Source organism: Micromonospora sp. NPDC007230 (genome assembly GCF_042869115.1).
In the GTDB taxonomy this organism is placed as follows: domain Bacteria; phylum Actinomycetota; class Actinomycetes; order Mycobacteriales; family Micromonosporaceae; genus Micromonospora.
Genome location: NZ_JBIAFE010000006.1, coordinates 19,075 through 37,536, shown reverse-complemented (window position 1 = coordinate 37,536; position 18,462 = coordinate 19,075). Strand labels below are relative to the sequence as shown.

Annotated in this window: 21 protein-coding genes; 11 read left to right on the top strand and 10 right to left on the bottom strand. The window is 73.5% G+C overall.

The window, feature by feature from the left end; all coding sequences use genetic code 11:
- Positions 1 to 3: 3 nt before the first annotated feature.
- The gene (locus ACFYML_RS10610) at positions 4 to 2,148 is read left to right on the top strand and encodes a S9 family peptidase (RefSeq protein ID WP_387420356.1); all 2,145 of its coding nucleotides are present in this window, start codon (positions 4 to 6) and stop codon (positions 2,146 to 2,148) included.
- Positions 2,149 to 2,247: 99 nt separating this feature from the next.
- On the opposite strand, the gene ACFYML_RS10605 is transcribed toward ACFYML_RS10610, so the two are convergent.
- Complete coding sequence (locus ACFYML_RS10605) at positions 2,248 to 3,201, bottom strand: threonine/serine dehydratase (protein WP_387420355.1); 954 nt, start codon at positions 3,199 to 3,201, stop codon at positions 2,248 to 2,250.
- A 52-nt stretch (positions 3,202 to 3,253) separates the two neighbouring features.
- On the opposite strand from ACFYML_RS10605, the gene ACFYML_RS10600 reads away from it, so the two are divergent.
- Positions 3,254 to 3,433 (top strand): hypothetical protein, encoded by a 180-nt coding sequence (locus ACFYML_RS10600; RefSeq protein WP_387420354.1) that lies wholly within the window; start codon positions 3,254 to 3,256, stop codon positions 3,431 to 3,433.
- A gap of 8 nt (positions 3,434 to 3,441) precedes the next feature.
- On the opposite strand, the gene ACFYML_RS10595 is transcribed toward ACFYML_RS10600, so the two are convergent.
- The 4 genes from ACFYML_RS10595 to ACFYML_RS10580 all read right to left on the bottom strand — a co-directional run bounded on the left by ACFYML_RS10595 (position 3,442) and on the right by ACFYML_RS10580 (position 6,865).
- A complete protein-coding gene (locus ACFYML_RS10595; RefSeq protein ID WP_387420353.1) occupies positions 3,442 to 4,992 on the bottom strand; it encodes an FtsX-like permease family protein in 1,551 nt (516 codons plus the stop codon).
- On the bottom strand, positions 4,989 to 5,690 hold the full coding sequence (locus ACFYML_RS10590) for an ABC transporter ATP-binding protein (RefSeq protein ID WP_387420352.1): 702 nt from the start codon (positions 5,688 to 5,690) through the stop codon (positions 4,989 to 4,991). Before ACFYML_RS10590 ends, ACFYML_RS10595 begins: the two co-directional genes overlap by 4 nt.
- On the bottom strand, positions 5,687 to 6,223 hold the full coding sequence (locus tag ACFYML_RS10585; RefSeq protein ID WP_387420351.1) for a PadR family transcriptional regulator: 537 nt from the start codon (positions 6,221 to 6,223) through the stop codon (positions 5,687 to 5,689). Before ACFYML_RS10585 ends, ACFYML_RS10590 begins: the two co-directional genes overlap by 4 nt.
- A 75-nt stretch (positions 6,224 to 6,298) precedes the next feature.
- On the bottom strand, positions 6,299 to 6,865 hold the full coding sequence (locus ACFYML_RS10580; RefSeq protein WP_387420350.1) for a TIGR03086 family metal-binding protein: 567 nt from the start codon (positions 6,863 to 6,865) through the stop codon (positions 6,299 to 6,301).
- A 31-nt stretch (positions 6,866 to 6,896) separates the two neighbouring features.
- Between ACFYML_RS10580 and ACFYML_RS10575 the strand changes: the two genes are divergently transcribed.
- Complete coding sequence (locus ACFYML_RS10575) at positions 6,897 to 7,706, top strand: DUF6597 domain-containing transcriptional factor (RefSeq protein WP_387420349.1); 810 nt, start codon at positions 6,897 to 6,899, stop codon at positions 7,704 to 7,706.
- 30 nt (positions 7,707 to 7,736) lie between these two features.
- Here ACFYML_RS10575 and ACFYML_RS10570 read toward each other — a convergent pair whose 3' ends face one another.
- Positions 7,737 to 8,915, bottom strand: coding sequence for a PP2C family protein-serine/threonine phosphatase (locus tag ACFYML_RS10570; protein ID WP_387420563.1), 1,179 nt, complete (start codon positions 8,913 to 8,915; stop codon positions 7,737 to 7,739).
- Between the two features lie 220 nt (positions 8,916 to 9,135).
- Between ACFYML_RS10570 and ACFYML_RS10565 the strand changes: the two genes are divergently transcribed.
- On the top strand, positions 9,136 to 9,492 hold the full coding sequence (locus ACFYML_RS10565; protein WP_073834183.1) for an STAS domain-containing protein: 357 nt from the start codon (positions 9,136 to 9,138) through the stop codon (positions 9,490 to 9,492).
- A 10-nt stretch (positions 9,493 to 9,502) separates the two neighbouring features.
- Here the strand turns inward: ACFYML_RS10565 and ACFYML_RS10560 are convergent, their stop codons facing one another.
- On the bottom strand, positions 9,503 to 10,795 hold the full coding sequence (locus tag ACFYML_RS10560) for an MFS transporter (protein WP_387420348.1): 1,293 nt from the start codon (positions 10,793 to 10,795) through the stop codon (positions 9,503 to 9,505).
- A gap of 49 nt (positions 10,796 to 10,844) precedes the next feature.
- Here ACFYML_RS10560 and ACFYML_RS10555 point away from each other — a divergent pair, with 49 nt between their 5' ends.
- From ACFYML_RS10555 to ACFYML_RS10540, 4 genes are all read left to right on the top strand, one after another.
- The gene (locus tag ACFYML_RS10555; RefSeq protein ID WP_387420347.1) at positions 10,845 to 11,528 is read left to right on the top strand and encodes a FadR/GntR family transcriptional regulator; all 684 of its coding nucleotides are present in this window, start codon (positions 10,845 to 10,847) and stop codon (positions 11,526 to 11,528) included.
- Positions 11,529 to 11,569: 41 nt separating this feature from the next.
- Positions 11,570 to 12,040 (top strand): large conductance mechanosensitive channel protein MscL, encoded by a 471-nt coding sequence (gene mscL, locus ACFYML_RS10550; RefSeq protein WP_387420346.1) that lies wholly within the window; start codon positions 11,570 to 11,572, stop codon positions 12,038 to 12,040.
- A gap of 80 nt (positions 12,041 to 12,120) precedes the next feature.
- On the top strand, positions 12,121 to 12,369 hold the full coding sequence (locus ACFYML_RS10545) for a hypothetical protein (RefSeq protein ID WP_073834232.1): 249 nt from the start codon (positions 12,121 to 12,123) through the stop codon (positions 12,367 to 12,369).
- Between the two features lie 30 nt (positions 12,370 to 12,399).
- Positions 12,400 to 12,759 (top strand): hypothetical protein, encoded by a 360-nt coding sequence (locus ACFYML_RS10540; protein WP_387271439.1) that lies wholly within the window; start codon positions 12,400 to 12,402, stop codon positions 12,757 to 12,759.
- A 60-nt stretch (positions 12,760 to 12,819) separates the two neighbouring features.
- Here the strand turns inward: ACFYML_RS10540 and ACFYML_RS10535 are convergent, their stop codons facing one another.
- The 3 genes from ACFYML_RS10535 to ACFYML_RS10525 form a co-directional block, all read right to left on the bottom strand.
- Positions 12,820 to 14,037 carry an RNA-guided endonuclease InsQ/TnpB family protein gene (locus tag ACFYML_RS10535; protein WP_387420345.1) on the bottom strand — a complete coding sequence of 406 codons (1,218 nt, stop codon included), beginning with the start codon at positions 14,035 to 14,037 and terminating at the stop codon, positions 12,820 to 12,822.
- Positions 14,038 to 14,436, bottom strand: coding sequence for an IS200/IS605 family transposase (gene tnpA, locus ACFYML_RS10530; RefSeq protein ID WP_387420344.1), 399 nt, complete (start codon positions 14,434 to 14,436; stop codon positions 14,038 to 14,040).
- A gap of 96 nt (positions 14,437 to 14,532) precedes the next feature.
- Entirely contained in the window at positions 14,533 to 15,753 is a 1,221-nt protein-coding gene (locus ACFYML_RS10525) for a benzoate/H(+) symporter BenE family transporter (protein WP_387420343.1), read from the bottom strand.
- Positions 15,754 to 15,823: 70 nt separating this feature from the next.
- Between ACFYML_RS10525 and ACFYML_RS10520 the strand changes: the two genes are divergently transcribed.
- The 3 genes from ACFYML_RS10520 (at position 15,824) to eis (ending at position 18,444) form a co-directional block, all read left to right on the top strand.
- Positions 15,824 to 16,372 (top strand): helix-turn-helix domain-containing protein, encoded by a 549-nt coding sequence (locus ACFYML_RS10520; RefSeq protein ID WP_387420342.1) that lies wholly within the window; start codon positions 15,824 to 15,826, stop codon positions 16,370 to 16,372.
- Positions 16,373 to 16,475: 103 nt separating this feature from the next.
- Positions 16,476 to 17,195 (top strand): PP2C family protein-serine/threonine phosphatase, encoded by a 720-nt coding sequence (locus ACFYML_RS10515; RefSeq protein ID WP_387420341.1) that lies wholly within the window; start codon positions 16,476 to 16,478, stop codon positions 17,193 to 17,195.
- Positions 17,196 to 17,244: 49 nt separating this feature from the next.
- Complete coding sequence (gene eis / locus ACFYML_RS10510; protein WP_387420340.1) at positions 17,245 to 18,444, top strand: enhanced intracellular survival protein Eis; 1,200 nt, start codon at positions 17,245 to 17,247, stop codon at positions 18,442 to 18,444.
- Positions 18,445 to 18,462: the final 18 nt, after the last annotated feature.

Sequence of the window (18,462 nt, the reverse complement as noted above, 5' to 3'; positions counted from 1 at the left end):
GCCGTGACCACCGAGACTCCCGACAACTCCAGCTCGTCGCGCGTAACGCCGCGCCGCGACCCGGAGCCGTCGCCCGTCGCCAAGCGCGTGCCGAGCGAGCGCACCCACCACGGCGACACCGTCGTCGACGAGTACGCCTGGCTGGCGGCCAAGGACGACCCGGCGACGATCGCCTACCTGACCGCGGAGAACGCGTACACCGAGGACCGCACCACGCACCTGGCGGAGCTGCGGTCCCAACTGTTCGAGGAGACCCGCCGGCGCACCCAGGAGACCGACCTGTCGGTGCCCACTCGCAAGGACGGGTACTGGTACTACACCCGCACGGTCGAGGGCCAGCAGTACGGCGTGCACTGCCGCCGGGCCGTCCGGGACGGCGAGACCACGCCCCCGATCAGCGCCGACGGCGCCCCGCTGGACGGCGAGGAGGTGCTGCTCGACGAAAACCTGCTCGCCGAGGGGCACGACTTCTTCGCCCTCGGCGCGTTCGACGTCAGCCCGGACGGGCGCTGGCTCGCCTACTCGACGGACTTCGCCGGCGACGAGCGGTTCACCCTGCGGATCAAGGACCTGAGCACCGGCGAGGTGCTGCCCGACCAGATCCCGGACACCTTCTACGGCACCGCCTGGTCGAACGACGCCTCGACGCTCTTCTACGTCACGGTGGACGACGCCTGGCGGCCGAACCGGGTCTGGCGGCACGCCGTCGGCACCCCGTCGAGCGAGGACGTGGTGGTCCACCGGGAGGACGACGAGCGGTTCTGGGTGGGCGTCGAGCTGACCCGCTCCGAGCGGTTCGTGCTGATCGACATCCACAGCAAGATCACCAGCGAGGTACGGGTCGTCCCGGCGGCCAACCCGACCGGCGAGCCCGCCGTCATCGCCCCGCGCCGGCAGGGCGTCGAATACTCGGTGGAGCACCACGGGCACCGGTTCCTGATCCTGCACAACGACGGCGCGGAGGACTTCGCCCTCGCGTTCACCTCGGCGGACACGCCCGGCGACTGGACCCCGTTGATCGAACACTCGCCCGGCACCCGGCTGGAGTCCGTCGACGCGTTCGAGAACCATCTGGTCGTCTCGCTGCGCACCAACGGGCTGACCGGGCTGCGGGTGCTGCCGGTCGGCGGCGGCGACCCGTACGACATCGACTTCCCGGAGCCGATCTACAGCGTCGGGCTGGACGCCAACCCGGAGTACCGCACCCGCGAGCTGCGGCTTCGCTACACCTCGCTGGTCACCCCGGACTCGGTCTACGACTACGACCTGGTCACCCGGCAGATGGTGCTGCGCAAGCAGAAGCCGGTCCGTCCCGGGCCGGACGGGCGGGCGTACGACCCGGCCGACTACGAGCAGCACCGGGACTGGGCGCTGGCCGACGACGGCACCCGGGTGCCGATCTCGCTGGTCTGCCGGAAGGACACCCCGCGCGACGGCTCCGCCCCCTGCCTCATCTACGGCTACGGCTCGTACGAGGCGAGCATGGACCCGTGGTTCTCCATCGCCCGGCTCAGCCTGCTCGACCGCGGCGTCATCTTCGCCGTGGCGCACATCCGCGGCGGCGGCGAACTCGGCCGGCGCTGGTACGACGAGGGCAAGCTGCTCGCCAAGAAGAACACCTTCACCGACTTCGTTGCCTGCGCCCGGCACCTGGTCAAGGCCGGCTGGACGGCCACCGACCGCCTGGTGGCCCGAGGCGCGTCGGCCGGCGGCCTGCTGATGGGCGCGGTGGCCAACCTCGCGCCGGACGCGTTCACCGGGATCGTCGCGCAGGTGCCCTTCGTGGACGCGCTCACCTCGATCCTCGACCCGTCGCTGCCGCTCACCGTCACCGAGTGGGAGGAGTGGGGCAACCCGCTCGACGACCCCGAGGTGTACGCGTACATGAAGTCGTACACCCCGTACGAGAACGTGGCCCCGGTCGCCTACCCGGCCATCCTCGCGGTGACCAGCCTGAACGACACCCGGGTGCTCTACCACGAGCCGGCCAAGTGGATCGCCCGGCTGCGGGCGGTCGCCCCGGAGGGCGACTACCTGCTCAAGACCGAGATGGGCGCCGGCCACGGCGGCCCGAGCGGTCGCTACGACGCCTGGCGCGAGGAGGCGTTCATCAACGCCTGGACCCTCGACCGGCTGGGCCGCGCCTGATCCCGCCGCTGACGCGCCACCCCGTTGGCCCCGCTTTCCCGGAAAGAGTGCCTATTTCGACTCCGGTAGCCACTCTTTCCGGGAAGGTGCGCGAGGGCCTCAGGGGGCCGGAGTGGTGAGCACCGACGCCAGGACCGCCGGGTCGACGTTGCCGCCGGTGAGCACGGCGGCGGTCCGGCCGGACGGCAGCGCGTCGGCGTGGAAGAGGCGGGCGGCGACCGCCACGGCTCCGCTCGGCTCCACCACCAGCCGGGCCTCCCGGGCCAGCCGGCCCATCGCCGCGGCGATCTCCTCCTCGGTCACCGTGATGATGCCGTCGAGGCGTGCCCGCAGGTGGGCGAGGGTCAGCTCGGAGAGGTTGGTGCGCAGCCCGTCCGCGCTGGTCCGGTAGGTCCGCTCGACGTCCCAGACCACCAGCTCACCGGCGGCGAGCGACTCCTGGGCGTCCGCGGCGAGCAGCGGTTCCACCCCGACGACGGCGGCCGACGGGCGCAGCGCCTTCACCGCGGTGGCGACTCCCGAGGAGAGCCCGCCCCCGCCGACCGGCACCAGCACCACGTCGACGTCGGGCAGGTCCGCCACGATCTCCAGCCCGATGGTGCCCTGTCCGGCGATGATCCGCCGGTCGTCGAAGGGCGGCACCAGCGTGGCCCCGGTGTCGGCGGCGATCCGCTCCGCCTCCGGCAGCCGGCGGGCCCGCGGAACGAACCGCACTTCGGCGCCGAGCGCCCGGATCTGGTCCACCTTGACCTGCGGCGCTCCCTCGGGGACGACCACCGAGCACCGGACCCCGAGCGCCCGCGCCGCGTAGGCGAGGGCCTGCCCGTGGTTGCCGGACGAGTGGGTCACCACGCCCCGGGACCGGGCGGCCGGGTCGAGCCGGGCCACCGCGTGGGTCGCGCCGCGCAGCTTGAACGACCCCACCGGTTGCAGGCTCTCCGGCTTGAGCCAGAGTTCGTCGTCCCACGGTGCCGGCAGCAGTGGCGTACGCACGACCGTTCCGGCGATGTCGTCGGCAGCGGCCTGGACGTCCTCGATCGAGATCAGCTCCATCGGCCCATCCTGCCCCGCCGCCGCGAACCTTCGCCGCCCCTAGACTGCCAGGATGACCGGGACCGCCGAGGAGGAGCCGGCCGGGGCGGAGGCACCCCCGGCGGGGGTGGCCCGGCGCGGGCCGACCTGGGTGATCCTCGCGGTGGTGGCCGCCGCCCTGCTGGTCTGCTGCTGCTCGGCGGTGATCGGCCTGGTCGTCGCCTGGTCCGCCGGCATCCTCACCACCCGCTGACCGTCACCTCAGGCCGTCCGCAGTTCCGTCGTCTCGGTGCTCGGACGCAGGAAGAGCAGGCCGACGCCGACGGTCACCAGCACCGCGGCCAGGGCACCCGCGCCGTAGAGGGCGAGCAGCCCGACGGGTACGTGCACGACCCGTTCGACCGCCGGGACGACGATCTCGCGGGTGTGCTGAGCCGCTGTCACCGGGTTGTCGCAGACCTCAGGGCCGCCCTCGCACGAGCCGTACGTCGATCCCCCGTCCCGCACCGTGCGGCCGAAGAGGCCGAAGACCAGCAGCGTGCCCACGGCCAACGCGATCAGGATCGCCGGCACCGCGGGCACCAGGGCCTGCCAGGCGATGGACCGCCCGATCACGCCGCGCGGCACCCCGGTCGCCACCAGCGCGGCGTACGCACGGCGACGACTGACCACGCTTTCGCTGACCGCTACGAGCAGCCCGAGGGCCGCGATCACCAGGGCGACCACCACCGAGGTGTGCACGAGGTCCATGGTGCGCAGGTAGAAGTCCTCCTGCTCGCCGGAGGGCACACCCGGCTGCCCGACCAACTCGTCGAAGCGGCGCTGGCCTGCTGCGTACGCGGCCTGCCGCGCCTCGAACCAGGCGCTCATGACGGCGGCACCGGCCCCGAAGATGAGCGCGGCGAGCAGGGCGGCGAACGTCCGGCTGCCCATCCACGGGTCGGCCATCAGGCGACGGGCGGCCAACAGCACGGCGGGGCGCCGGGCGTGCCGGTGCAGCAGCCGGCCGGTGGTGTGGGAGATCCAGCCGGTGCCGGAGACCACGCCGATCATGGCGACCAGGCCTCCGCCGACCAGCAGCGTCGGCAGCAGCCACGGCGGCGGTGCGGCGTGCCGACGGTCATACCAGAAGATGACCGGCCGGAAGGCCGCGAAGGCGGCCAACCCCACGATGATCAACAGCCCGGGCCAGGGCCAGGGCCCTCGTGTCCGCACTCTGCGCACCACGCCGAACGGGGTGGTGGTCACCCGGCGGAGCAGCAGCGCGGTGGCCACCGCGGCGATCACCGGCAGGCCCAGCACCACCGCCAGCGCCCCGGCCGCGGCCGGATACACGTCGGTGGGCAGCGGAAGCTGCCCTTGCGCGTCCGGTCGGTGCAGCAACCGGTGGCCGACGAGATAGAGAGCCAGGCCGACGAGCGTGCCGAGCAGGCTCGCCAGCCCGGTCTCCGCCATCGCGACGCGGGTGACCTGGCCGGGCGTGGCGCCGGCCAGCCGGAGCGCGGCAAGCCGGCGGTCCCGGGCCGGGGCGCCGAGCCGGGCGCACTGCCCGGCCAGCGCCAGCACCGGGACGGTCAGCAGCAGCAGGGCGAACGCCGTGCCGCCGCGCAGCCCCGGCTCTCGCAGCAGGGCGTTGCTGTACTGCTCCGACTGGGTCCACGCGTCACCGGGCGGCTTGCGGATGGCCAGCACGGTCAGCGCGGCCAGGCCGGCGAGGGTGGCCAGCGCGGCGCTCAGCGCGGTCAGCGCGACCCGGGCCAGGTCGGTCCTGGTGCCGGCCAGGGCGAGCCGGAACAGGGTGCGGGGCCTCACCGGTGGCCGCCCGGTACTGGCGCGTCGAGTCCGAGGCCCGACTGGTCGACCAGCCCGTCGCGCAGCATCACCTCGCGGTCGGCGTACGCGGCGATCCGCGGCTCATGGGTGACCAGCACGACGGTGGTGTGCTGCTCGCGGGCGAGCCGGACCAGCTGGGTGAGCACCTGCTCGCCGGTGAGCGTGTCCAGGGCACCGGTCGGCTCGTCGGCGAAGAGCACCCGAGGCTCGGTGACCAGGGCCCGGGCGGTGGCGCAGCGCTGCTGCTGCCCGCCGGACATCTCGCCCGGCCGGACGTCGGCCACCTCGGCCACGCCGAGCCGATCGAGCCAGGTCAACGCCGCCGTCCGCGCCTCTCGCCGCCCCGTGCCGGCGAGAAGCAGCGGAAGGGCGACGTTCTCCGCCGCGGTCAGCTCGGCGACGAGCTGACCGAACTGGAAGAGCACCCCGAACTCGGTGCGGCGCAGCCGGGACCGGACCGCCTCCGACCACAGGTCGATCCGTTCCCCCCGCCAGGTGACCTGCCCGGCATCGGGGCGCAGGATGCCGGCGAGGCAGTGCAGCAACGTCGACTTGCCGCAGCCGCTCGGCCCGGTGACCGCGAGGATCTCCCCCTCCGCCACGTCGAGCGTCGCGCCGCGCAGGGCGGGTGTCCTGCCGTACGCCTTCACCAGCCCGCGGGCCTCCAGATATGTCACGAGTGCACCTCCCGGTGCCAGTCGGCGACGCGCTCCAGGGTGGTGTGCAGCCACCGCAGGTCGGCGTCGAGATGGGCGATGGCGAAGTCGGCCGCGATCACCTCGTCGAGGCTGGCCGCGGGGGCGGTCTTCACCGCGGTCAGCTCGCGGAGCCGCTCGGTGTGCGCCCGGCGCTGGGCGATCAGGTAGGACCGGGCCCGGTCGGCGTCGTCGACCAGCAGGGCGACCATCACCTTGGCGAATAGGGTGCTGGCCACGTACGGCATCGGCGGCTCGACGGTGGCGAGCCACCGGTCGAGTGCGGCCCGGCCCTCCGGGGTGAGCGCGTACGAGGTGCGGTCCGGGCCGCCGTCGCGCTCCTGGCCGGCGGGGACCACCAGGCCGTCCCGCTGCAGCCGGGCGAGGGTGGCGTAGACCTGCCCGAAGGCGAGCGGCCGGGCCCGGGGCAGCCGCTCGTCGTGCGCGCGTTTCAGCTCGTACCCGTGCCGGGGGCCCCCGGCGAGCAGCCCGAGCAGAACGTGCGGAGTGGACACCTGGGTAACTATTCACTCAGCGAATAGCAGTGTCAAGGACGGCCCGCGCGGCGCGGTGCCGGGCGGGCCGTGGCGTCAGGGAGTCCAGGCGGGATTTCGGCCGGTCCGGCCGAGCAACTGGTCCAGCGCGGTGGCCTCCGAGGTGGCGGGCACCGGTTCGCCGAAGGCGCCCATCCGCTGGCCGGTCTCCCCCATCCGGTCCATGAAGCCGTGCCCCGCCGCCAGCACCGCGGGCTCGATCTCGAGCCGCTGACCGGTCGCCCGGGCCAGGTCCCAGCCGTGCACCGCGAGGTCGATCAGGGCCATGTCGCCGACCGTCTCCTGCGGCAGCCCCATCCCTGGCGAGACGCCCTCCAGCGCCGCCGGGTCCGACCACGCCTCGATGAGCCGTCCGGTCTCCGCCGCGAACCGGTCCCGCCACCCCTCGGTCAGGTGGTCCTCCTTCGCCGACCAGTCCACCTCCTGCCGCCGGGCCAGCGCCTGGAAGTTGACCACCACGTCGTACAGGTGGTTGATCAGGTCGCGCACGGCGTAGTCGGGGCACGGGGTGGGCAGGTCGAGCTGGTCGTCGGAGATGCGCTGGACCACCGCCACCGTCCGGGGCGCGGCGGCGGCCAGCAGGTCACTAGTCTTCGTGCTCATAGGGCCAGCGTATGGGGGTGGTCTTGAAAAAATGCGACACGAACCGCGACGGGACAGCCGGGGCATCCTCGACCCCGGCCGGCTGCTGCGGACGGTCCGCTTCCGGCGCAGGCTGGCCGCCCCCGCGCTGCGCCCGTACGTCGAGCACTACTGGCTGGTCGACTGGGAGCTGACCGAGCCGCACCGGCAGCGGGTGGTGCCGCACCCGGCGGTCAACGTGGTGTTCCAGGCCCAGGCCGGCGGCCCGGAGACCGGCGAGGTCGCCGGGGTCGACCTCGAGCTGTTCACCGTCACGCTGCACGGCACCGGCCGGGTCAGCGGGATCCAGTTCCGCCCGGGCGGCTTCCGGCCCTTCTGGCGGCGGCCGGTCCGTGAGCTGACCGGACGGCGCCGGCCGCTCACCCAGGTCGGGCTGCCGGTCGAGGGCGAACACTGCGCCGGCCCGGACGACGAGCGGTGCCGCCGGTTGGACGCGCTGCTCACCGCCTGGGCGCCCACGCCGGACCCGCTCGCCGCCGAGGCCACCGCGCTGGTCGAGGAGATCCGCGCCGACCGGCGGATCCTGCGGGTGGACGACTTCGCCCGGCGGCACGGCGTCTCGACCCGGCGGCTGCAACGGCTCTTCCTCGACCACGTCGGCGTCGGCCCGAAGTGGGTGATCCGGCGGTACCGGCTCCAGGAGGCGATCGAGCAGGCCGCCGCCGGGCCGCTGGACTGGGCGCGGGTCGCCGCCGACCTCGGGTACGCCGACCAGGCCCATCTGGTCCGCGAGTTCAGCGCGGTCACCGGTGTCTCCCCCGCGGCGTACGCCCGCTCGCTGGCCGCGTCACGCGGTGGGTGACGGCCGGGCGTGCCGCGGACGGACCGGCACTCAGCGGCGGCGGACCGCGACCACCGCGACGTCGTCCTGGATCTCCGGCGGCGCCAGCTCGACCAGCAGCCGCTGGCAGAACTGGTCGAGGTCGTCGTCCACCCGGGTGGCGACGGCGGCCAGCGCCGCCATCCCCTCGTCGATGGTGGTGTCCCGGCGCTCGATCAGGCCGTCGGTGTAGAGGACCAGCGTCGCGCCGGCCGGCAGCACGAACTCCAGGTCCGGCGGGCGGGGCGCGCGAACCCCGAGCAGCGGGGCGGACTGCTTCACGAACTCCACCCGGCCGCCGGTGCTGATCAGGGCCGGCAGGTGTCCCGCGCTGGCCAGCCGGACCAGCCCGCCGCCCGGGTCCAGCAGCAGTAGGCAGAGCGTGGCCAGCTCGTTCGGCAGCAGGATGCGCATCAGCTCGTTGACCCGGTCCAGGATCACTCCCGGCGGGTGTCCCTCGACCGCGTACGCCCGCACCGCGTGCCGCAGCTCGGCCATCACGGTCGCGGCGTGCAGCGAGTGCCCGGCCACGTCGCCGATCGCCATCAGCAGGTGGCCGTCGAGCATCACCAGCTCGTAGAAGTCGCCGCCCACCTCGGTGTGGGCGCTCGCCGGCTCGTAGCGGACGGCCAGGTCCAGGCCGGCGATCTCGGGCAGCCGGCGGGGCAGCAGGCTGCGCTGGAGGGTCACCGCGATCCGGTGCTCCTGGTCGAAGGAGCGCTGGGCCTCCACCGCCGAGGCGACGGCCTGGGCGAGCTGCACCAGCACCGGCGTACGGACGGTCTGCGTGGCGGTCGGCACCACCACGTAGAGCGGAGCCCGGTCCTCGCGTAGCCGGGCGGCGGCGACCGTGACGCTGTCGCCGGTCGGCCAGCCCACCAACCCCCAGTTGCCCGGCTCGTCGATCCGGACGGTGGTGCCGATCGGCACCCCGGCGTCGTCGATGGTCCATGGGACGAGGACCCCGGCGGCGTCCGGCGCGGCGGCGACCCCGGCCAGGCAACCGCCGTCGAAGGTCTCGGCAATCACCGCCGCCGGGCTCTTGAAGATCCGCGCCGCACCGGCTGCGGCCGCCGCCAGCAGCCGGCCGAAGTTCGGCGCGGCATGCATCTGCACAGTCGTGTCGGCCAGCGCGACCAGCCGCTCGGCGAGCAACTCGGCCCGCTGCCGGGCCTCGTGGTAGCGGAACATGGCCGCGCCGCCGTCCACCGTCACGCTCCGGCCGAAGGGAGGATGATCGCGCTCAACGCCACGACGACCTCCTGATTTCTGGACGGGCGGACTCTATCACCGGAATCTGCGGGCTACTTGTCACGCAGCAAAGGAATAATCGGCAGCACGATGCCGGCTCCCGTTCTGCGTATCCCCCTTCTCGTGGGATACCGTTCCACCGAACACAGGAGGTCTGCGTATGTCCCTGACGGTGCACACGGAACAGCGCGGCGACGTGGTCGTCGTGTCGGTCGCGGGCGAGCTGGACATGGCGACGGCACCGCAGCTGCAGGACCAGATCACGGACCTGCTGGACAAGGGGCGCAACCGGCTCGTCTTCGACCTGGCTGAGCTGTCGTTCTGCGACTCGACCGGGCTGTCCGTGTTCGTACGGGCGAAGAACAGCTGCGACGAGGCCGGCGGCGTGGTCCGGCTGGCCGCCCCGCAACGCGGGGTGCTCCGCATCCTCGAGGTCAGCGGCCTGGTCGAGGTGCTGCACACCTACCCGACGGTGGAGCAGGCGGTCGCGGGCGACCCGACGCCGGCCTCCTCCTGACCGTCCCGCCTCAGCGCTCGTCCTCGATGTAGCGGGGGCGGGCGATCACCAGGCCCGCCGCGGTCTGCACCGCGAGCGCGACCAGCAGGAAACCGATCGGCGCCGTCCAGCCTCCGGTCGCCTCGTAGAGGATGCCGACCAGCAGCGGACCGAGCGCGGCGATGACGTATCCGGTGCTCTGCGCGAAGGCGGACAGCGCCACCGTGCCCTCGGCGGTCCGGGCACGCAGCCCGATGGTGGTCAGGATCAGCGGGAACGCACCCTGGCCGAGGGCGAGCAGCAGCACCCAGAGCGGCGCGAGGCCGTGCGGGGCCACGGCCAGACCGAGGTAGGACGCCGCCGAGAAGACGGTCAGCCCGAGCACCAGGGGCCGCAGCGTCCGCAGCCGGCCGGCGAGGGTCGGCATCGCCAGCGCCACCGGCACGCCGAGCGCGGTCACCCCGGCGAGCAGCAGGCCGGCCGTCCCCGGTGCGTAGCCGGCGTCCCGGAAGAGCTGGGCCAGCCAGCCCATGATCGCGTACCCGCTGAGCGACTGCGCCCCGAAGTAGACCGCCATGGCCCAGCCGAGCCGGGTCCGCGCCGGCCGTACCCCGGCCGAGGTCGCGACGGCCGCGTCCCGGGTCGCCGTCCGCCGCGCGGCGTGGGCGCGCCGCGCCAGCGGCACCCACGGGAGTACGGCCACCGCGGCCAGCCCGGCCCAGACGCCGAGCCCGGCCCGCCACGACCCGAAGGCGTGCGCCACCGGCACCGCCGAGGCGGCGGCCACCGTCGTGCCCGTGGTCAGGGCCATCGTGTACGCCCCGGTGACCAGCCCGGTGCGGTGCGCGAAGTGCTGCTTGACCAGCATCGGCAGCAGGATGTTCGCCACCGCGATGCCGGACAGGGCGAGCGCGCTGGTGAGGACGAAGACCGCCGCCGAGTCGGTGACCACCCGGAGCACCTGCCCGACGGTGAGCGCGAGCATCGCCACCACCAGCACCCGGGCGGCCGGCCAGCGGCGGACCAGCCACGGGGTGAGCGCGCCGAGCCCGGCGAACGCGATGGTGGGCAGGGTGGTCACGAAGCCGGCCATCGTGCCGGAGAGGCCGAGGCCGCCGCGCACCTCGTCCAGCAGGGCGCCCAGGCTGGTCACCGCGGCGCGCAGGTTGAGCGCGACCAGCAGCATGCCGACCAGCACCAGCGCGCTGCCGCCGGCCGCCCGCCGGGCCGCCGGCGGGGCCGCCGCCGGCACCGGACCGGGCGCCACGTCGGCGGTGATCTGGTCGGCGGCCGGTGCCTCGGTGCAGGTGGGTGGCGGCGTCATGACCTCCAACCTACAATCATGGGATGAATTTCGGCAGGAGTTGTTACCGGTGACACCCCCCGTCGACGCCGTCACCGTGCCCCCGCGCGGCCACCGGGTCCGCCAGACCATCGAGCAGCTCCGGGCCCGCATCCTCGGCGGCGAGTGGCCGGTGGGCGGCCGGATCCCGACCGAGCCGCAGCTCGTGGCCGCGCTGGGCGTAGGGCGGAACACCGTACGCGAGGCGGTCCGGGCGCTGGTGCACGCCGGGGTGCTGGAGTGCCGCCAGGGCTCCGGCACATACGTGGTGTCGACCGACGAGCTGGCCCCGGTGGTGGCCCGCCGACTCACCGACGACCGGATGACCGAGGTGATCGAGGTCCGCCGCGCCTTCGAGGTGGAGGCCGCCCGGCTCGCCGCGCTGCGGCGTACCCCCGAGGACCTGGCGGCGCTCGACGGCGCGCTCGCCACCCGGGAGGCCGCGTGGCGCTCCGGCCGGGTGGACGAGTTCGTCGAGGCGGACGCCGCACTGCACACCGCGGTGGTGGCCGCCGCGCACAACGCCATGCTGGCCGAGCTGTACGCCTCGGTCGGCGCCGCGCTGCGCAGCACGGTCGCCCAGGCGATGGGCGACGCGCTGGAGCCCGAGCGGTACGTCGACCACGGTCGCCTGGTCGACGCGATCCGGGACGGCGATCCGACCCGGGCCGCGCTCGAGGCGGGTGCTTTTCTGGAGGCGCAGCCCAGGGCATAGGTTGTCCCGGACCCCCGAAACCGGACAGCACGGGAGAGCGGATGCTCAAGGGCTTCAAAGACTTCATCATGCGTGGCAACGTCGTCGACCTGGCGGTCGGTGTCGTCATCGGCGCCGCGTTCACCGGCGTGGTCACCCAGCTCACCAAGTCGTTCCTGGAACCGCTGGTGCGGGTCGTCGTCGCGCTGCTCACTGGCAGCGACAACGGGATCACCGGCTCGATCCCGACCTTCCGCGGCATCCCGTTCGACTGGGTGGCCTTCCTCAACGCGGTGATCACCTTCCTGCTCACCGCGGCGGCGCTCTACTTCCTCGTGGTCTTCCCGATGAACAAGCTCGCCGAGCGGAGGCGGCGTGGCGAGGAGCCGCCGCCGAAGGCACCGAGCGAGGAGATCAAGCTGCTCACCGAGATCCGGGACGCGCTGCTCGCGGGCAACCACGCCACGCCGGCCCAGCGGGGTGCGCTGGACGACGTGCTGGGTCGCCGGCAGGAGCCGCCCACCGCGCGCTGACCCACCCGAGCACACCGGCCCTCGTGGGAATCCCACGGGGGCCGACGTGTGTCGAACACATGTTCGATAGAGTCCGCGTCATGGAGCAGCGCAGGCACTGGTGGAACGGGAAATGGGGGCGGCTGGCCCGGCGGGACGTCTTCCTCCGGGTCGACGGCGACCGCTGGCACGTCGAGCAGCGCGCCGGCGGCGCCGAGGGGGTCTCCCAGTTCTACGAGTACGGCAGCGTGGAGGAGGCGGAGGAGACGGTCCGGGCGCTGCTGGAGGGGACGGACACCTGGCGCGAGCTCTCGCCCCGCCCGCCGAGCGGCTGGGCCCCGCCCGTTTAGCGCCGGGCCGGCCCGGGAACCGCTGACGGCATGAGTCAGCAGGTCATTTCCCGGGTCACCACCGGCATGCGGGTGGTCGACTCGACCGGCGCCGAGGTCGGCACCGTGGATCTCGTCCAGCGCGGCGACCCGAACGCGGTGACGGTGCAGGCGCCCGCCGGGGTCGATCCGGGCGGCAGCCTGGACGAGCTGATCGAGTCGGCGGCGGTCGAGGAGCCGGACGTCCCCGCCGACCTGGCCGCCCGACTGCTTCGTACCGGATATCTCAAGGTCTCCACCGAACGGGCCCGGACCGGCGCGGTCTACGTGCTGGCCGACCGGATCACGGCCGTCACCGACGACGGCGTACGCCTCGACGTCCCGGCCACCGAGTTGCCCGAGGAGGAGTGACGCCCTGTTGACTTCCTCCCCACGCCTGAAGGCGGGGGGATTCCCGTGGCTGAGGCGCGTTCACGCCGCGAGCCGTTCGGGTGGTTGGCGTTTCACGGACCGCCCTGCGGCGAGGTCTCCGCGCCCTGTTACCGCCAGTCCGGCGGCGAGTATGTTCTTGGCCGCGTTCACGTCGGCGTGGTCCTGATGTCCGCAGGCGACGCACCGGAAGACCGCTTGGCTCTCGCGGGATTCCGGGGCGACATGCTTGCAGGCGTTGCAGGTTTGCGACGTGTACGCGGGGTTGACCTTCTCGATGTGTGCTCCGTGGTAGCGGGCGGCGTGTTCCAGTTTCAGCAGGAATCCGCCCCAGCCTTTTGACAGGATGGCCCGATTCAGGCCAGCCTTGGCCTTCACATTCCGGCCGGGCTGGTCAACGGTGCCCTTCGCGCTCGCGGTCATGTTCTTGATCCGCAGGCCCTCGACAGCGACCATGCCGTGCTCGCGGACCAGCCGCACGGCGGTCTGCGCGGCAAAGTCAGCCCTGCGGGCCCGGATCCGGGCATTCAGCCGGCCGAGTTGCGCGCGGGTAGCGTCTCGGCGTTTCGACCCGCGGTTGCGGCCGTGGACCCGCAGCGACCGCGATAGGCGCTGCTGCAACCGCTTGAGCCGGACCGCCTCGCCGGGGGTGACGAACTCCCGATCGTCCAGACCCCCGTCAGATGTAGCCACCGCCACGGCCACACCCCGATCCACACCGACCGGCGGCTTACCGTTCGGCGCCGCCTCGGCAACGCCGTCCTCGACACAGAACGAGATGTACCAGCGTCCGCCGTCGCGGGAGACGGTGACGTTGCGGATAGTGCCGCCGAGCGGGCGGGTCCACCGGAACTTGACCGGCCCGAACTTCGGCAGCCGTACTTCACCCCACCGACGGTTGAGCCGGCGCACGCCGATCTGCTTGGGGTCGGGGAACCGGAACGACGGGGCGGTACGCGTCTTGGACCGCCAGCGCACCTTCCACGTGCCATGCGTCTTGCATGCCTGGTCCAGGTCCCGCAGGGTTTGCTGCAACGTGTGCGCCGGCGCGTCAGCCAGCCACCCGCAAGCCGGGTCCTTCTTCGCCTCGGCCACCTGCCGGGCCTGCTCGTTATAAGTGATCCACGCGCCGCGGCGGCGGTACTCACGCCGCTGCTCCAACCCGGTGTTCCACACCGCCCGACACACCGCACCCACCTGCTCGGCGTAGGCAGCCTGCTCGTCGGTGAACGCGAGCAGATAGCGGCGGCCGGTCAGCATTCAACGGCCCTTCTGCTGCTCAACGTACCGCTCCACCGCTGCCACCGGATCGCCGCCGGTGGTCGCCACGAAGTACGAGTTCGTCCACAAGGTAGGCAACCGGGAACGCAGCGACGGAAACTCCTCCCGCAACACCCGCGACGTCCGTGCCTTGATCGCCTTGACGAGCTTGTGGACACCGAACTGCGGGTCCACCTCGACCAGCAGATGAACCTGGTCGGGCATGACGTCCAACGCCACCAGCCACGCCCCCTTCTCCTCCACCACCTCCCGGATAAGCTGCGTCAACCGCTCCTCGATCCGGCCGCCGAGCACCCTACGTCGGTACTTCGGGCACCACACGACGTGGAAAGCGCACTGGAAGACGACGTCACTGTTCGACCGCAGGGCAACGGACACCCGTGCAATATACAGCATCGTGCTATCTACTGTCCGTCCCAAATTGACGCGCTATCCCCACGGCTAAAGCCGGGGGATTGCGCGCTACGCATTCGATCAGCCGACCCGCGCCGGGGTGGCCGGCTCCGCCGCGGACGCGTCCGTCGGAGGTGGTGCCGGACGCTCGGCGCCCCGGCGGCGGCGGAAGAGCAGGAGCATCAGCCAGCCGGCGACCAGGCCCCAGAACGCGCCGCCCACACCGAGCAGGCTCACCCCGGAGGCGGTGACCACGAAGGTGACCACCGCCGCCTCGCGGGCGTCCGGCTCGGCGACGGCCGCCGAGACCGCGCCGGCCAGCGCGCCGAGCAGCGCGAGCCCGGCCACCGCCTCGACCAGGATCGGCGGGGAGAGCAGCACCAGGGCGGTCGCCACCCCGGCGCCGAGACCGAGCAGCGCCATGCCGATCCCGGCGGTGACCGAGGCGATCCAGCGCCGCTCCGGGTCGGGATGGGCGTCGGGGCCGGCGGCCAGGGCGGCGGTGATCGCCGCCAGGTTCACCGCGTGCCCGCCGGCCGGCGCGCCGAGCGCGGTGGCGAGTCCGGTCACCCGGAGCGCGGAGCCCAGCGGGGCGCGGTAGCCGTAGCCGGCGAGGACGGCCGTCCCGGGCACGTTCTGCGCGGCCATGGTGACCAGGAACAGCGGCAGCGCGAGGCCGACCACGGCGGGCACGGTCCAGGCCGGCGCGGTCAGCGCGACGGCCGGGGCGAGGTGCGGTCGGGCCGGCCCGGACGCGGTCAGCGCGATCGCCACGGCCGCCACGGCCAGCGCGCCCGGCACCGCCCAGCGGCGGGCGAAGCGGTGCAGCACCAGCCAGGTGAGCACCACCGGCCCGGCCAGCTCGGGCACCTCGACCAGGGCCCGGACGGGCGCGGTGCAGAGCGGCAGGAGCACCCCCGCGAGCATGGCGCTGGCGACCGGGGCGGGGATCGCGGCGACCGCCCGGCCGAGTGCCGGGACCAGTCCGGCGGCGGTGATCAGCAGGCCGGTGAGCAGGAACGCGCCGACCGCGGCCGGCCACGCGCCGGGCACCGGACCGGTGGCCACCAGGAGCGCCGCGCCCGGGGTGGACCAGGCGATCGCCAGGGGCAGCCGGTGCCGCAGGCCCAGCCAGACCGCGCAGGCGCCGGTGGCGAGGCAGAGCGCGAGCAGGCCGGAGGCGGCCTGCGCCTGGTTCGCGCCGACCGCCCGCAGCCCGGCCAGCACGACCGTGAAGGAGCTGGCGAACCCGACCAGCGCGGTCACCACACCGGCCAGCACCGGTTGGAGTCGACCGGCCACGTCATCCCCCCGATCGTCGGACCGTCCGCCGTTCCGTTTACGGAACGCCTCGATGTAGCACCATAGCCGCATGGCAGCAGCCCCACCAGCCCGGGACCGGGCGCCCGAGACGGTCGGCCGCCGGGTCCGTGCCCTGCGCGAGGAGCGGGGCATGTCCCTCTCCACGCTGGCCCGGCTGGCCGGCGTCGGGAAGGCCACCCTCTCCGGCCTGGAGAACGGCACCCGCAACCCGACCCTGGAGACCCTGTACGCGATCACCGCGCAACTCGGCGTACCGCTCACCGCCGTCCTCTCCGAGCCGGCGGCGGCCCCCACCGTCACCGGTGCGGCGGTCACCGCCACCCTGCTGGAGGTGTTCACCGACACCGACGCGACCTACGAGCTCTACCGGATGCGGGTCGCCCCCGGCCCGGGCCAGCTCTCCCCCGCGCACCAGCCCGGGGTGACCGAACACATCACCGTCTTCGCCGGCGTGCTGCGGGCCGGGCCGCTGGGGGCCCCGCTGACCGCCGCGGCCGGCGAACACCTGCGCTGGACCTCCGACGTCGCGCACAGCTACGCCGCGGTCGGCGACGAGGAGGTACGGGCGAGTCTGCTGCTGCGCTACCCTCGCCGGTGACCACTGTGGACAATGCTGCCGACCGGTCACCGGGAATCTTTCTCCGGCATACCCACCGGTAGCGTAGAGACGCCGGTGGGGTCTTCTTGGCAAGCTTGACCCCATGACGCTCATCCTCCGCTCGACCATCCTCAACGACGTCGGCCTCGTCCGGACCAACAACGAGGACTCCGCCCTCGCCGGTGACCGCCTGCTGGCGGTCGCGGACGGCATGGGCGGACTACCTGCCGGCGAGGTGGCCAGCGAGATCGTCATCCGGATCCTGGACGAGCTGACCCCGCCGGCCGTCCCCGACGAGGCCGCCGACGCGTTGCGCGCCGTGGTCAGCACCGCCAACCAGCGCATCCGGGCCGCCATCACGGTGGACCCGGCCCGCGACGGCATGGGTACGACGCTGACCGCCGGCCTGCTCGCAGGCGACACCCTGGTCCTCGCCCAGGTCGGCGACTCCCGCTGCTATCTGCTGCGGGACACCACGCTGGCCCAGCTCACCCGGGACGACACCTTCGTCCAGGCGCTGGTCGACCAGGGTGCGCTCTCCCCCGACCAGGCCCGGCACCACCCGCAGCGCTCCCTGGTCACCCGCGCCGTGCAGGGCTCGGACGCGCCGCCCGCCATCGGAATGCTCACCGTCGCACCGGGTGACCGGCTGCTGCTCTGCAGCGACGGCCTCTCCGACTACGTGGAGGACGCCGCGATCGCCTCGGCGCTGGCCATGTACGGCGACCGGCAGCAGTGCGGCGAACAGTTGGTGAAGCTCGCCCACCAGGCCGGCGCGCCGGACAACGTCACCGTCATCGTCTCCGACGTCACCGCGGTCTGACCCCGGCAATCGGGTTGCGCCGATCGCCGGGCCGGGTTGGGATGGACGAATGATCATCCGCCGGTTGACCGCCGAGGAACGCCTCACCCACAGCTTCCCGCTCCAGGCGTACGCGTTCGAGCCGTCGCCGATGGGGCCGGGCCGGGTCGAGCAGTTCCGGGAGTACCTGCCGTACAACGCGGGCAACCGGACGCTGGTCGTCGAGGAGGAGGGCGGCACCACGGCCGCCGTCTCGGCGGTGCCGATGCGGCAGAACCTGCGCGGACGCGTCCTGCCGATGGCCGGCGTGGCCGGGGTGGCGACCCACCCGCTGGCCCGCCGGCGCGGCCACGTCCGAGCGCTGCTGCACCAGCTCCTCGACGAGATGCGCGCCGAGGAGCACTCGCTGACCGCGCTCTACCCGTTCCGTGCCTCGTTCTACGAGCGCTTCGGATACGTCGGGCTGCCCGCCCGGCGTACCGCGGTCTTCTCCCCGGCCGACCTGGCCCCGCTGCTCCGGGCCGAGCTGCCCGGCGAGGTGGTCTGGGAGCGGATCGGCGCCGGCTACCCGGCGTGGCGCGCGTTCACCGAACGGTGCCTGCGGGAGCGGCACGGGTTCGCCGTCTTCCCCGACTTCCGCGCGGTCGGGCTGCGCGACCGGGACGACCGCTGGCTGCTCACCGTCGTCCGCGACGGCGAGACGGCCGGCGCGGTCACCTACCGCATCGACGACCACGGCGGCGAGCTGATCGCCGACGACCTGCTCGCCGGCGACCCGTACGCCCGGGCGTCGCTGCTCCAGTTCTTCGCCCGCCACGTCGACCAGGTGGACCGGGTCCGCGTCCAACTGCCCGCCGACGAGTTGCCCGAACTGTGGCTCACCGACCTGGCGGTACACGTCGAGGCGCGGGTGTCCCGGCCGGGGTCGCCGGCCCCGATGGCTCGGCTGCTGAGCCTGGACGCGCTCGCCGGCCTGCCGGCCGGGACCGGTCGGGTCACCGTGGAGCTGGTCGGCGACCGCTGGCTGGCCGGCACCCACCTGCTCGACGGCGCCACCGGGCGGCTGGAGGTGCTGCCCGGGGACGCCGCCGCCGTCGGCACCGTCCCCACCGCGACGCTCACCGCCGCCGGGCTCAGCGCCCTGGCGTACGGCGTGCTCGACTCGGCCGAGGTCGCCATCCGGGGGCTCGGCGTGGTGCCGGTGGACGCGGCCACCGAGCTCCGCCGCATCTTCCCGCGCCAACTGCCGTACCTCTTCGCCGATTTCTGAGCTGGTTCTCGTCCCCCA

Bases quoted from the DNA above. Each gene is read 5' to 3' on its own strand.
- ACFYML_RS10605 (WP_387420355.1), bottom strand. From the start codon at position 3,201: ATGGAGCTGATCTCGATCGAGGACGTCCAGGCCGCTGCCGACGACATC.
- ACFYML_RS10600 (WP_387420354.1), top strand. From the start codon at position 3,254: ATGACCGGGACCGCCGAGGAGGAGCCGGCCGGGGCGGAGGCACCCCCG.
- ACFYML_RS10580 (WP_387420350.1), bottom strand. From the start codon at position 6,865: ATGAGCACGAAGACTAGTGACCTGCTGGCCGCCGCCGCGCCCCGGACG.
- ACFYML_RS10575 (WP_387420349.1), top strand. From the start codon at position 6,897: ATGCGACACGAACCGCGACGGGACAGCCGGGGCATCCTCGACCCCGGC.
- ACFYML_RS10570 (WP_387420563.1), bottom strand. From the start codon at position 8,915: ATGTTCCGCTACCACGAGGCCCGGCAGCGGGCCGAGTTGCTCGCCGAG.
- ACFYML_RS10565 (WP_073834183.1), top strand. From the start codon at position 9,136: ATGTCCCTGACGGTGCACACGGAACAGCGCGGCGACGTGGTCGTCGTG.
- ACFYML_RS10560 (WP_387420348.1), bottom strand. From the start codon at position 10,795: ATGACGCCGCCACCCACCTGCACCGAGGCACCGGCCGCCGACCAGATC.
- mscL (WP_387420346.1), top strand. From the start codon at position 11,570: ATGCTCAAGGGCTTCAAAGACTTCATCATGCGTGGCAACGTCGTCGAC.
- ACFYML_RS10545 (WP_073834232.1), top strand. From the start codon at position 12,121: ATGGAGCAGCGCAGGCACTGGTGGAACGGGAAATGGGGGCGGCTGGCC.
- ACFYML_RS10540 (WP_387271439.1), top strand. From the start codon at position 12,400: ATGAGTCAGCAGGTCATTTCCCGGGTCACCACCGGCATGCGGGTGGTC.
- ACFYML_RS10535 (WP_387420345.1), bottom strand. From the start codon at position 14,037: ATGCTGACCGGCCGCCGCTATCTGCTCGCGTTCACCGACGAGCAGGCT.
- ACFYML_RS10520 (WP_387420342.1), top strand. From the start codon at position 15,824: ATGGCAGCAGCCCCACCAGCCCGGGACCGGGCGCCCGAGACGGTCGGC.
- ACFYML_RS10515 (WP_387420341.1), top strand. From the start codon at position 16,476: ATGACGCTCATCCTCCGCTCGACCATCCTCAACGACGTCGGCCTCGTC.
- eis (WP_387420340.1), top strand. From the start codon at position 17,245: ATGATCATCCGCCGGTTGACCGCCGAGGAACGCCTCACCCACAGCTTC.